Source organism: Cyclobacteriaceae bacterium, from assembly GCA_013141055.1.
In the GTDB taxonomy this organism is placed as follows: Bacteria; Bacteroidota; Bacteroidia; order Cytophagales; family Cyclobacteriaceae; genus ELB16-189.
In genome coordinates this window covers 1,222,828-1,236,059 of the sequence record JABFRS010000002.1, presented here as the reverse complement: position 1 = coordinate 1,236,059, position 13,232 = coordinate 1,222,828, and the positions used below count along the sequence as shown (strand labels likewise).

Annotated in this window: 9 protein-coding genes; 4 read left to right on the top strand and 5 right to left on the bottom strand. The window is 41.2% G+C overall.

Annotated features, from left to right (window positions below):
• Positions 1–2: 2 nt before the first annotated feature.
• The 3 genes from HOP08_20135 to HOP08_20125 form a co-directional block, all read right to left on the bottom strand.
• Positions 3–1,193, bottom strand: coding sequence for a hypothetical protein (locus HOP08_20135; protein NOT77240.1), 1,191 nt, complete (start codon positions 1,191–1,193; stop codon positions 3–5).
• On the bottom strand, positions 1,183–2,484 hold the full coding sequence (locus tag HOP08_20130; GenBank protein NOT77239.1) for an amino acid permease: 1,302 nt from the start codon (positions 2,482–2,484) through the stop codon (positions 1,183–1,185). Before HOP08_20130 ends, HOP08_20135 begins: the two co-directional genes overlap by 11 nt.
• 79 nt (positions 2,485–2,563) lie before the next feature.
• The gene (locus HOP08_20125; GenBank protein NOT77238.1) at positions 2,564–4,792 is read right to left on the bottom strand and encodes a hypothetical protein; all 2,229 of its coding nucleotides are present in this window, start codon (positions 4,790–4,792) and stop codon (positions 2,564–2,566) included.
• Between the two features lie 231 nt (positions 4,793–5,023).
• Between HOP08_20125 and HOP08_20120 the strand changes: the two genes are divergently transcribed.
• From HOP08_20120 to HOP08_20110, 3 genes are read left to right on the top strand one after another with little or no spacing between them, the layout of a single operon-like run.
• A complete protein-coding gene (locus tag HOP08_20120) occupies positions 5,024–6,934 on the top strand; it encodes a CocE/NonD family hydrolase (GenBank protein ID NOT77237.1) in 1,911 nt (636 codons plus the stop codon).
• A 3-nt stretch (positions 6,935–6,937) separates the two neighbouring features.
• Positions 6,938–7,606, top strand: coding sequence for a hypothetical protein (locus HOP08_20115; protein NOT77236.1), 669 nt, complete (start codon positions 6,938–6,940; stop codon positions 7,604–7,606).
• A gap of 12 nt (positions 7,607–7,618) precedes the next feature.
• Positions 7,619–8,911 carry an exo-alpha-sialidase gene (locus tag HOP08_20110; GenBank protein NOT77235.1) on the top strand — a complete coding sequence of 431 codons (1,293 nt, stop codon included), beginning with the start codon at positions 7,619–7,621 and terminating at the stop codon, positions 8,909–8,911.
• A 2-nt stretch (positions 8,912–8,913) separates the two neighbouring features.
• Here the strand turns inward: HOP08_20110 and HOP08_20105 are convergent, their stop codons facing one another.
• Positions 8,914–9,603, bottom strand: a complete 690-nt coding sequence (locus HOP08_20105; protein NOT77234.1) for a DsbA family oxidoreductase — start codon at positions 9,601–9,603, stop codon at positions 8,914–8,916.
• Positions 9,604–9,756: 153 nt separating this feature from the next.
• Here HOP08_20105 and HOP08_20100 point away from each other — a divergent pair, with 153 nt between their 5' ends.
• A complete protein-coding gene (locus tag HOP08_20100; protein ID NOT77233.1) occupies positions 9,757–11,061 on the top strand; it encodes an adenosylhomocysteinase in 1,305 nt (434 codons plus the stop codon).
• Positions 11,062–11,145: 84 nt separating this feature from the next.
• Here HOP08_20100 and HOP08_20095 read toward each other — a convergent pair whose 3' ends face one another.
• Positions 11,146–13,197, bottom strand: a complete 2,052-nt coding sequence (locus HOP08_20095; GenBank protein ID NOT77232.1) for an acylase — start codon at positions 13,195–13,197, stop codon at positions 11,146–11,148.
• Between the last annotated feature and the right edge of the window lie 35 nt (positions 13,198–13,232).

Below are 13,232 nucleotides of genomic sequence, written 5' to 3'. Positions count from 1 at the left end.
TCTCATTTGGTGATAATCGCCTCTGACTTTCTCACCAGCATGTAGTTCTGTTTTTTTGTATCCCAGTGATATCCTATTGAAAACGGTATTTCAGTTTTAGAGATTTTCGTTTTGTATGCTGAGTCAAGATCCCGTTGAAATCTATCTGCGAATCCTTTTACCGGTGTTTCATAGTCGCCAAAGAGTTCTAGATTCCAATCTAACCTGTTTTTGAAATCCTTATAGGGTATGCCAGTATCATCCTGAAAAAGTGATAGAGAGTTTTCAACAATTATCTTTTTTATTTCTGTGAAAGGCTTTTTGTGCAGCAGATAAGAAGCAGATTTGATAAAAGTGTTGTAGGGACCTTTCCGTGCAATGAATTTTTGAAATTGGGGATTTTCTTTTAATCCATCATTGGAAACATCCACATTCACATAATACAGCTGCTTGATTTGTCTGGTGAGAATGTTTCTGAACTTAAGTCGTACCCCGGGAAATTTATGAGAATGCAATTGACTGCCAGGAATGGATATTTCAGTTCCGGTAGAATCCAGGTAAAAAAAGCTTTGCGCCAGAAGCTCATGTCCTGTCCGTTCAATAAAAAAGTAAAGGGGGGGTAAAACGCCCTTCACGTTCTTAATATCCTTACGCATTTTTAACGTGATGAAATAGCTTTTTCTGAAAACATCTTTCATTGAATAGGCAAGGCTATCAAAGAAGCGATCGCGCAACTCAGTTGTAAGAGTATCAAGTCGCGGGACTTCCTGGATGGGTTCCAGTGCCGCAAGAATGTATTCCGAAACCATTGGATACAAATAGTAAGCATGCAAGAAATCCGGTCCTGAAAAAGGATAGAAGAGCTTTAATGAATCATTCAGCTTTGAATTCAGATTTGATTCCTGCCATTCACCCATTTTGCTGAAGCGTTCCGTGTCAATACGGTTCCAGTTGGAGTCGGTAGAGGATTTGAAATTTTCCCAGTAAGGATCTTTTTCGAAGAGAGTAAAGACATTGCTGTCTCGCTGAGAGATGCCTGCTATGTAAGCAGCCAGTGCATCCAGACTTTTATCTTTTTTAACAGTATCGATTTCTATAACCTGCAGAGTGTCCAGAGCAGGAATTGAATCTGTTGGGATGGAAGTGGTTTTTTCCCTGCCTGAGTTGCAACTGACAACAATGATTATCAGCAGGAGCCAGATGCTAGCTTTCAATAGTTTTATTTTTTGAGACGCTAAAGTATAGAATTGCGCCAGGAACCATTGTGGCCAGCGAATAGAAAATTATTTTAGGATCCTCCCTGAACATGTAATATATCATCCAGCTGGTAACTACGATGAAGATGATGGGAGGTAAAGGATAGAGAGGAAGTTTGAAAGGCTGATCTTTTTCACGCCTTCTCAGAATAAATACTCCTGCTACTGTGATCATAGAGAAGATGGAAAGACTGATTGATATGTATTGAATAATTTCTTTGAATGAGCTCACCAGTACCAGAAAGATTGACCATCCTGCCTGAAGAAGGATTGCCCCGTAAGGCATACTGTGACGATTCTTTGTTGCAAATTTTCTAAACGCAGGATAATCTTCACCCATTGCTTCTGTAATGCGCGGTCCGGCAATCGTCATAGCGCTTAATGTGGATAGCAATGCGATGCTGAACAATGCCGAAAATATCTGACCGATTGTACTTCCAAACAGTTTGATGGCAACTACGTTTCCGATATCATTCTGTCCCTCCAGTTCTTTGAACGTCGCGACAAACATGAACATGCTATTCAATGCCAGATAGATGACCAGCACAGCAATGGTTCCGATCAGCAGAGCTCTTGGAAGGTTTTTGATGGGATTCTCAAGATCTCCGGCAATGTAAGCCGCAGCATTCCATCCAGTGTAAGCATAAACAACAAATACCAATGATACAGCAAAGTCTGGCGTCAATATAAGATCCAGATCTCCGGATTGAGGAAGGAAACTGATTCCGGAGTTGACGCTTCCTGAAAAGAAAAAAGGAGCCAGGCAAAAGAACAAAATGAGAAACAATTTAAGTGTTGTTAGAATAGTCTGGGCGATTCCACCAACTTTTACTCCAAAGAGATGAACGGCGGAGATCAATACAATGCTGGCAACAGCAACAATTTTTTCTGAAATATTAAACAGAACAGAAGAATAGGATCCTATGGCAATGGCTACGGCAGAAATCGCTCCTGCAAAACCAACAGCGGTACTCATCCATCCACTGATGAATCCAATAAAGGGATGATAGATCTTCGCAAGATAAAAATACTCTCCTCCTGATCGCTTGAGCGTTGTTGAAATCTCGGCATAGGTAAGCGCGCCGCTGAGTGCAATGATTCCACCTAATAGCCAAAGCATAAGGATAACAAAGCCTGAGGGGAGTGGGCCGACCTGATATCCGAGTGATGTAAAGACACCCGTTCCGATCATATTGGCAATCACCAATGCAATACCGACACTCAAAGTATATTTAACAGGCTCTTTCAAAAGATATAAATCAAATTGTTCAACGTGTGTGATGAAATCAACACAGCGAGAAGATGCGAATATTTTTTGATAATGTCTATCAAAAAGTAAATCCAAGATTTACATAACCTTTGAAAGTTTTAGATTGATCGCTGTAGATCAGGGAGATTTCGATGGGCCCGATAGCAGATCGGTAGCCCCCGGAAAGGGCATAGCCACTTATGAAATCGTGATTGGGATTAAAATTCCCCCGATCAATAAAATCAAATACTCCAACATTGGCCCTGAAGGTGGTGACAATATTGGTGAAAGGTTCAAACTGGAATCCTGCCATCACTGCAGAAATACTGCTGGCGTTCACTTCATTCTCTCCTAATCCCACAAAAGGAATCTGGTTACGAATGAAATCATTGATACCACCTACTGAATAAAAATTAAGAGAAAGTTCATTGTAATTGAGATTGATCCCACTGTTGAACTGACTGATCAGAGTCCATCGCTGACCTAACGGGAAATAATGACCTGCTTTAATCTTGATCTGCTGATAGGAAGTCAGGCCAAGATTAACGGTGTCTGAAGAGACAGGCAACCCATTCAGAAGTAAACTAAGACTTGGATTTTGCTTGTAGATCATGCCTGCCTGAACATCTACAAATGATCCTCTGTGTGGAAACACTTTTGTATTAAGGCTATTATGTTGAAAGAAGAAATAGCTGTTCCAGTAATCATTGGTGCTGATCAGATCCAGGTTAGGAGCAATCACAGGATCAAGCTTCAGCCACTCATGAGAAGTTCCCACACCGATCATAGAAGTTGTTCCAAACAACCGGTAGATTTTCATATCGGCATAGGAATAAAAGCTCCGGTAATCCTCTTGCGGTTTGAAATAGCTGTAAATGGGAAATCTGAAGCGTTCATGATAGAAAGACAGGAGTGCGCCCCATCGTTGTTTCTTACCGAATGCCTGATCGTGACGTAGCAGCATTCTAAAATTGCTGCTCCAGTTTATTTTAGCATAGCTTTTAGATCGATTGAAAATTAGATTTCGTGTGGCCAGTGTAGTGATCATGGCAATGTCGGTATAGGTATGATAATGAAGTCCCACTTTGAAATGGGTTGGGGGATTCTCAAGGATCTCATATCTTAATAATACGTGACCTTCCGCCTCCTGTGGTTCAACAAAAAAGGAAATGCGTCTGAAGTTGCCGGAGCTGAATGCTTTTCTTGCTGCTTGTGAAATTTCTTTTCCTGAATATGATTTGCCTGCAATCAATCCAAGCTTACTCACGAAATCCGCATAAGAGCTTTTAAGGAGTCCTTCTGTTACAAAGCCATCAACAATTACTTTTTCTAAAACGGGCAATCTGTTTTTTTGTGGCTTTGCCTCTGGGTAAAGTGCCTGAATCGAATCGGCTAGTCTTTTAAAATAGGGATAGTATTTTCTGCCCACCTCATTTCCGATATTGATAATGCTGTCAGTAGCACCGAAGCTTGCTGCAGAAAATTGCTCCAGGTCAGGTTCAATCAACAGATTGCATAGCTTCTTCTCTTGTTCAAAACCATCAGCATCTTTATAAAATCCAATCTGATAGATCATATCGATTGGTGACTGAAGTTTTTCAGAAGACATAAGTCCATGAGACAGATTAACTCCGATAATATAATCTGCGCCCATTTGTTTGGCGTTGCTGGCAGGAAAATTCTTTACGACTCCGCCATCCACCAGTTTCTTATCCTGATAAGATACCGCTGAAAAGATGGAAGGAATGGCCATGCTGGAGCGCACAGCTTTTACGATTTCTCCCTGGCTTAATACTACAGCTTTTCCTGTTGCCGCTTCTGTCGCAATGCATTGGAATGGGATGTTGAATTTTGAAAAATCCTTGATCTTGTGGACAGGATAAAACAACTCACCGAAACGTAACCATATCTCCTCTGCTTCAATGAATCCTGAATAGAACTTTGCTTTCCCACGCTCTAAGGGAATCTCAACGGCATAGTTGGAGTATTCCTTCTTTTCATTCATGTTTACCAGATCGATTGGCGGCTTGTTGGAAAACATACTTACCCAATCGATCTTCCTGGCAATTTTTTCTATTTCGTCACCAGAATACCCAACAGCATATAAAGCCCCCATGATGCTTCCCATGCTTGTGCCAGTAACCATGTCAATTTTAAGTCCGGCGCTGTCAATAGCTTTCAGAATGCCAATATGCGCCAGGCCTTTTGCGCCACCACCACTTAAAGTTAATCCTACCTTTGGACGATGGGATTGTCCCTGTAATGCAACACTCAAAATCAAGAAAACAAAAAGGTAAAATCCCTTCATTGATCGGGTGGGTAGATTAAAGAATTCCTAAATTACTTCTTCGGCGCCAAAATCTCTGCAATCATTTACCACAATCATCTTGTGATATTTCCATCACGATCGAAAAATGACTCCCTGAATGACGGTAATCAGTGATCCTGGTGTTGTGCATCAATAATTCTTGCCATACAACTAATTCTCATTGAATTTGCACGATCTGCTCATTACCTTACCGTTATAAAATGATATGAAATGAAAAAAATGTTTTTATTCCTGTTAATGGCGGGTCTACCTCTTCTCGGCTGGTCTCAGGTTCCCGATTCTGTTTATGCCAGTCAGAATTATGAAAAATTCGAATATCAGATTCCAATGCGTGATGGCACTAAGCTCTTCACCGCTGTTTACGTTCCAAAAGATAAATCCAAAGTATACCCCATGATGATGCAGCGCACATGCTACAGTGTTGCTCCTTATGGTCCAACAAAATTCCCAAGGCGTACACTTGGTCCTTCAAAGTATATGATGCGGGATGGGTACATTTTTGTGTATCAGGATGTGCGTGGCAGATGGATGTCAGAAGGAACTTTTGATAACATGCGTCCTAATATTCCGGGTAACGACAGAAAGAACAAGTCTGCAATTGATGAAGCATCGGATACGTGGGATACTATAGATTGGCTCATTAAAAATGTAAAAGGAAATAATGGTAAAGTAGGTCAATGGGGTATCTCTTATCCTGGATTTTACACCGCGGCAGCTATACCGGATGCTCACCCTGCATTGAAGGCCTCATCTCCTCAGGCTCCTATCTCGGATTTTTTCTTCGACGACTTCCATCATCAGGGAGTTTTCCTGCAAAGCTATCTGGCAGCATTTCCTGTTTTTGGATATCAGCATTCAGGACCGACTACCAAAAGCTGGTATGACGATAAGATTGCAAAATTCTATGAGACACGCCCAAAGGATGGTTATAATTTTAATCTTAATATCGGTCCGTTAAAGAATGCTACAGAGAAATATCATAAGGATAATTTCTTTTGGCAACAGACCGTGGATCATCCAAACTATGATGAGTTCTGGCAAAAGAGAAGTTTGCTGCCTCATCTCACAGGAGTGAAGCACGCCATCATGACAGTAGGAGGTTGGTATGATGCGGAAGATCTTTTTGGTCCATTAAACATCTACAAGAAAATTGAAAGCAGCAGTCCTGGTACTTACAACACTATTGTTATGGGGCCGTGGAGTCATGGTGACTGGGCAGGAGAAAGAGGATACCAGATGATTAATCACATTTATTTCGGCGATAGCATTTCAACTTTCTATCAGCGTGAGATCGAACGAAAGTTCTTTGGATCAATTTTGAAAAATAATCAACCTACTGGTTTGCCTGAAGCGTATATGTTTGACTGTGGTCTCAAGCAATGGAAGCAATTCGCTGAATGGCCACCAAAGGGAATTCCCCCGGTAAAGTTATATTTTCAGGAGAACGGTAAGTTATCTGTGAATGTTCCAACAAAAGCTGAAGTTGTATTTGAGTATACCAGCGATCCGGCGCATCCGGTAGCCTATACTTCTCAAACGGAAGGACTTGTTTTCACTCCGCGCAGATTCATGACCGATGACCAGCGAAATGCTTCTACGCGTCCGGATGTTATCACATTCCAAACCGATCCGTTAGCAGATGATATTACGCTTGCGGGTGAGATTGCTGCGCGCCTTAAAGTTTCAATGACAGGTACAGATGCTGATTTTGTTGTAAAGCTGATCGATGTATACCCTGATGACACACCAAATGATAAAAGAAATCCGGCCAATATTGTTATGGCGGGCTACCAGCAGCTTGTTCGGCATGAAGTATTCCGTGGTCGCTTTCGCAATAGCTTTGAAAAACCTGAGCCTTTTAAGCCGGGCGAGATCAGCGATGTTTCTTTTGCTCTGCAAGATATCCTGCATACATTTAAGAAAGGTCATCGTGTGATGATTCAGATTCACAGCACATGGTTTCCATACATTGACAGAAATCCACAGAAGTATGTTGAAAATATCTATAAAGCCAATGCGGAGGACTTTATTAAGTCCGAGATCAAGGTTTATGGATCTTCAGTAGTTGAAATTGGTGGAGGAGAAAAGCTGAATACTAAAATTGACGGCGTAAAGAAATAGTTAATGAAAAAGCTGCTGATTCTGATATTGTTAAGTGCTTCGTTTGCAACCTATTCGCAGGCGAAGTACGACACGCTTCCCAATTTACCTGAGCATTATGCAACGCGTCTTGCAAAATTCAAAAAAGAGCCGGTTGCTACAGGGAAGATTATGTTTGTTGGAAACAGCATCACAGAAGGAGGAAACTGGAGAAAGCTTTTGAAGGATTCCAGTGTTATGAACCGTGGTATTTCAGGGGATAATACTTTTGGCTTGTTGCAGCGAATGGATGAGATCATGCGTCACAAGCCTTCATCCATATTTTTATTGATAGGTGTGAATGATCTTTCAAAGGACATTCCTTCAGAACGTACAATTGAGAATATTTTCGCTATTGTTGGTAGGATCAGATCAGCTTCTCCAAAAACAAAGATTTTTGTGCAAACTCTTTTACCTGTAAATCCTTCTGTAAAGAATTTCCCTACGCAATTCGACAAGCAAGAGAAGATTACGGAAATCAATGATCAGTTAAAAAAGTATGGTGGACCGTTGAAATACACATTTGTGAATATTCATAACCATTTCCTTGCAAAAGGAGTATTGGATGCTAAGTTTACCTATGATGGACTGCATCTCAATGCTGTTGGATATAATCATTGGCTTGCTTATTTGAAAAAGAACGGGTATTTATAAGCTTACTGAAATATGAGAACGTGGGTGTTATTTTTTGGGGTGTTGATGAGCATTGAATGTTCCGCTCAGTTTAAGAATATTAAAATTGCTGATGAGTTGAATGGATTCTCTCCTATAAATTCCAGCATCGCGATTAATCACAAGGATTCAAAAAATATTGTAGCAGCAGTTTCTTTAAATCGCTCTGTTTATACACTGGATGGCGGTACTACTTGGGCGGAGTCAAAAGTTCCATCAGTATTCGGAGGTGGCAATCCTTTGGTTATTTCTGACATGAAAGGACACTTTTACTATTTCCATCAATCAGATCCTGGTGGAAAGGGAAAAGGAAACGAAAACTGGATGGATCGGGTAGTCCTCCAGAAATCTGATGATGGTGGTGCGACATGGGGAGAAGAAAATTTCTTTGGATTGAATCCTTCTAAAAACCAGTCTCACTTTACTCCTTCCATCAACGCTAAAAAGTCAATTCTTTATTCCGCATGGACACAGTTTGACCAGTATGGTTTAGATGATGCAAGCTGTCAATCAAGCATTCTTTTCAGTGTGTCATCGAATGGTTCAAAATGGAGCAAGCCTCTCCAGTTGAGTCAAACCCCAGGAGATTGTATGGATGGTAACAAGACAGCCGCCAATGCGACCGCCGTAGTTTCTCTTGATGGGAAAATGTATGCGGCATGGACTCTGAATGAAGTCATCTTCTTTGATCGTTCTTATGATGGTGGAGATACATGGCTCAGTAATGATCTTGCTATTGGTAAACAAATTGGTGGATGGGCTTTAAGCAATATTCCTGGCGTCAAGCTTAGTAATAGTCGCCCGACGTTGATTATTGATACGAGTCCAACAAGAGTTATGAATAGTCTTTACGTCGCTTTCGCGGATCAAAGAAACGGAGCCAACGATACTGATATCTGGTTCATGCGATCTGTGAACCGAGGCGATAACTGGACGTCGCCATTTCGCATTAATAGTGATGGTAAAGGCCATCACCAATTCTCACCTGCAATCGCTGTTGATGCCAGCTCGGCATTTATTTATGTCGTTTATTATGACAGGAGGAATTATGAGGACAATCAGACGGATGTTTACCTTTCCTATTCATTCGATGGAGGAAATGTTTTCTATGAAAAGAAAATAAGCGAAACTCCCTTCACACCAACGGACACTGGATCACTTGGTGATGTGATCAATATTGCGGCTTCTGACGGAATCATTACACCAATATGGTCACGCATGGATGACGGAAAGGTGAGCGTTTGGACTACAATTATTAAGGTAGGTGATTTGTCCAGAGGAAAATAGATCTAACAATCTTTTTGTTCAGGATCACAGGTTTCTCCTGCTAATACTACCTGGTCGCCAATCTCAGTCAAAACTTTAATAAATGTTTCTGTTGGCTGAGCGCCTGATAATCCATATTTATTATTGATGATAAAGAAAGGAACGCCACTGATTCCACGTTGATGATTCATGCCTTCAGCCAATTCCACTTCGTCAATTCCTTTATCAGAATTCAAAAGATCTGTGACTTCCTCTTTTTCAAGCCCGGCTTCAACGGCAATCCTGATCAGGTTATCATTTTTGGATAAATCAATTCCATCTTCAAAATAGGCCTTCATAAAGGCTTCATTTACTTCCGCCTGTTTACCTGCTACTTTAGCGAAAGCGATAATGCGATGAGCATCTCGTGTATTAGGAGAAATCCGTTGTTGGTCAAAATCGAATGAAAGGCCTTCCAGTTTGGCTGTATTGACAACATTGTTGGTGAGTTGTCTGAATTTTTCTTCACTTCCGAATTTTTTTACCAGATAAGCTTTTTGATCAACTCCTTCTTTAGGCATCTCTGCGTTTAGCTCAAAGGGTGAGTAGGTTACAGAAATATCGTATTCACTTTTCAATTCATCTACCGCTCTTTCAAATCGCCTTTTTCCAATGTAACACCATGGACAGACTACATCAGAGACAATTTCAACTTGTATTTCGCGCTTCTTCATTTGATAATTTGGTTCATAACAGCCTCTCATCTCTTGAAAGTTCCTCAAATGATGAAGTTTTGGGCGTAATCCATACTCATTGGAGATAGCCATCATTTTTACAAAGCTTCTTATTACCTTTGCCGCCTAACCACCGAAAAACAATAAATTATAATGGTAGCCGAAAAACTCAACTATAAGGTAAAAGACCTTTCATTGGCCGAATGGGGCCGTAAAGAGATCAAATTAGCAGAAGCTGAAATGCCAGGTTTAATGGCAATCCGCGAAGAATTTGGTTCAAGCAAACCACTTAAGGATGCCCGTATCGCAGGCTGTCTGCACATGACCATCCAAACAGCAGTTTTGATTGAAACATTGAAAGAACTGGGTGCAGAAGTATCCTGGTCTTCTTGCAATATCTTCTCTACACAAGACCACGCTGCTGCAGCCATCGCGAAAGCTGGAATTCCTGTTTTCGCCTGGAAGGGAATGAATGAACAAGAGTTTGACTGGTGTATCGAACAGACTTTATATGCATTTAAGGATGGCAAGCCACTCAACATGATCCTTGATGATGGTGGTGACTTGACTAATCTTGTATTGGATAAGAATCCTCAGTTGGTAGCTGGTATCCGTGGTATCTCAGAAGAGACTACTACCGGAGTTCACCGCCTGATCGAACGTGCGCAGAATGGCAAGTTGCCTTTGCCTGCGATCAACATCAACGATTCAGTTACAAAATCAAAGTTTGATAATAAATACGGCTGTAAGGAATCATTGGTAGATGCAATTCGTAGAGCTACTGATGTAATGATGGCTGGTAAAGTTGCTGTCGTTGCCGGTTACGGAGACGTAGGCAAGGGTTCAGCTGCTTCCCTTCGCGGTGCAGGTGCACGTGTGATTGTTACAGAGATTGATCCTATTTGCGCCCTTCAGGCTGCAATGGATGGATTTGCTGTTCGCAAGATGGACAATGCTGTTAAGGATGCAGACATTATTGTAACGGCTACTGGTAACCATGGAATCATCCAGTCACGTCATTTCGAGAATATGAAAGACAAGGCTATCGTTTGTAACATCGGTCACTTCGACAATGAAATTGATGTTGCATGGTTGAACAAGAATGCCGCTAAGGATGAAGTGAAACCACAAGTGGATCTTTACACTATGAAGAATGGCCGTCAGGTTATCTTATTGGCAGAAGGTCGTTTGGTCAACTTAGGGTGCGCGACAGGTCACCCTTCATTTGTAATGTCGAATTCATTCACGAATCAGGTTCTTGCTCAGCTTGAACTTTGGATGCACACTAAGAACTACAAGAATCAAGTGTACATGCTTCCTAAGCATCTGGATGAAAAAGTAGCAAGCCTTCATTTGAAGAAGATCGGTGTGGAACTTGAAGAGCTTTCTCCGGAACAAGCAAAATATATTGGTGTGGAAGTTAAAGGGCCATTCAAGCCTGATTACTATCGCTATTAATAGATACAACTAACTCTCTGCTTGCAAAACTTAGAGTTGCCCATCCTGAGAAATCGGGATGGGTTTTTTTATGTGGCTTTCCTTCTATTTAGGATGATAAACTTTCTTTGCACTCTTATAAACTTCCTCCTTTTTCAATGTCATTTTCTTGGTCTTCTGCTGAGTGAATAATGTCATCTGATCATCAAAGTGTGGGTTGCCTGGAACATTGGATGCTCCATAACAATTAATGGTTTCGATCTCTGGTCCATCTTTGGTGAACTTTACCAGTTCGATGTAGGATTCTCCCTGTTCACCCTTCACCATTCCGTTTTTATGCTCTCCTGATCTCATTGCAGCGATCACATCGGGAAGTCCTGCCAATGGAATATTTTTATCACCGCGAACAAGCTTTTGATATTGACCTAACGTGCTTTCTTCAGCTTTGAAATTGCTAAGCATATATTGTCTGGCGTAGGCGATCAATTCAACGCATTTTGCTTTTGTCAAAACACGGTAAGCGGCTCCGTTTGATTGCTCTTCAACAACTTTGTAGTATATGATGGCGAAGATTGCAGCGCCTTTGCTGTCAACAGTAGCTTTTCGATCCCAGTTATTGAGTTGGTGAATAGTGCGTGCAAGAGATGGGTATTCTGATTCTTTTAATAAGAACAATGTGTCACAGGAAGTCTGATATCTTAATTTCTGAGGAAGCTGAAAGTCATATTTAATGCGTTTAAAATCATCATAACTTACTTTGGAATATGATTTCATCAATTCCATAAAACGTTCACTTCGGTTATTGTCATTGGTTTCATAACCCATCGTAGCATCATAGTCAGTGTTTTTGATGTTGTCGTTTGCCGAGGTTGCATTGAAAGGAGAGTGGTTGCTGTTGAAGAGATAACCAGAAGACGGCTGAAGAATCTGAGGCAGATCATTTATCGGATGAAAATCTTTCCAAAGAGTTTCTGTTGTGTTGCCAGGCAGGGTGGTAGTCCATGTGAATTTTTTATCACGGATAGGAATTCTTCCATTGCTCAAATAATAGATGGTGTCATACCGATCGGCATACACAATGTTGTATCCTGAAATCGCTGTCATCGAAATAACTTTTTTGAATTCTGTAAAATTCTTTGCCTTATTCATTCTGTACCATTGCTCAAGGCCACGTATTTCCATTAATGCTCCGGTTCTGACAGCGAATGCTCCTTTTGCTGAAATCATCACCGGACCATAAATGCTGTTAAAAGCATCTCTCTTGACCGAAAGCTGAATTCCTGCGACTTTGACTTTTAGTCTCACTACTTTTTTCTCAAGATCTTTCCATTCCCCATCAATCTTGTATTGATTTTTATTGAGAGGATTTATCTCAAGCTCATAAACATCCAGTTTGTCGGGATAGTTAACTGTGTGGGCCCAGCCAAGATTTTCATTGCATCCATGGAGAATGCTTGGTGCTCCTGGAAATAAAGCGCCTAGTATATTCCACCCTTCTTCGCTGCATAGATGAGCTTCATACCATGCAACAGGTCCTTCCAACGGTTGATGAGAGTTGATTGCCAGATAGGTATTTCCATCGGAGGTAATTCTGGAGTTGAATGCGTATGCATTGGATCCGCCTGGCTTTAAACCTGAGGGAATTGTACTGTTATTAATTCTTGTCAAGGCTTCGTCTGCACCAGCTGAGATCGCCAATTGCAACACAGAATAGGTGAGCATGTCTTCGGGCGAGACAGGAAATAATCTCTTCAGAAGAACTTCCTTTGGATGCTTTGTTGCATAAGCATTAATTCCATCGCAATAGCTTTGTAAGATCTCTTTGTATTGTTGAGAGATGTCGCCTTCATATCGCTGATCTACGATTTCGCGACAACGCAGGAATTGAATAATATAGTCTACCGTGGCACCAGATTTACCTGCATACTGTCCCAGCATTCCTTTACTTGCCAGAAATCCTTTTTGAATCGTCTCAAAATCATCTTCCGAATGGGCCCACGCTAAACCGTACGCTACGCCGTTATCCTTTTTAGAAAATATGTGCGGCACTCCCCATTGGTCTCTTACGATATCGATCTCATCAGGATTGATTTGAGTCTGGGAAAATGAATGGATGCTGATAATGCTGAAAATAGCGAGGGCAAGGATGTGCTTCATAAGTCGAAGCTAACAAATCATCTTTACTTAATCTT

Excerpts from the sequence above, each read along its gene's own strand:
- HOP08_20125 (NOT77238.1), bottom strand. The coding sequence starts at position 4,792 with ATGAAGGGATTTTACCTTTTTGTTTTCTTGATTTTGAGTGTTGCATTA.
- HOP08_20120 (NOT77237.1), top strand. The coding sequence starts at position 5,024 with ATGAAAAAAATGTTTTTATTCCTGTTAATGGCGGGTCTACCTCTTCTC.
- HOP08_20115 (NOT77236.1), top strand. The coding sequence starts at position 6,938 with ATGAAAAAGCTGCTGATTCTGATATTGTTAAGTGCTTCGTTTGCAACC.
- HOP08_20110 (NOT77235.1), top strand. The coding sequence starts at position 7,619 with ATGAGAACGTGGGTGTTATTTTTTGGGGTGTTGATGAGCATTGAATGT.
- HOP08_20105 (NOT77234.1), bottom strand. The coding sequence starts at position 9,603 with ATGAAGAAGCGCGAAATACAAGTTGAAATTGTCTCTGATGTAGTCTGT.
- HOP08_20100 (NOT77233.1), top strand. The coding sequence starts at position 9,757 with ATGGTAGCCGAAAAACTCAACTATAAGGTAAAAGACCTTTCATTGGCC.
- HOP08_20095 (NOT77232.1), bottom strand. The coding sequence starts at position 13,197 with ATGAAGCACATCCTTGCCCTCGCTATTTTCAGCATTATCAGCATCCAT.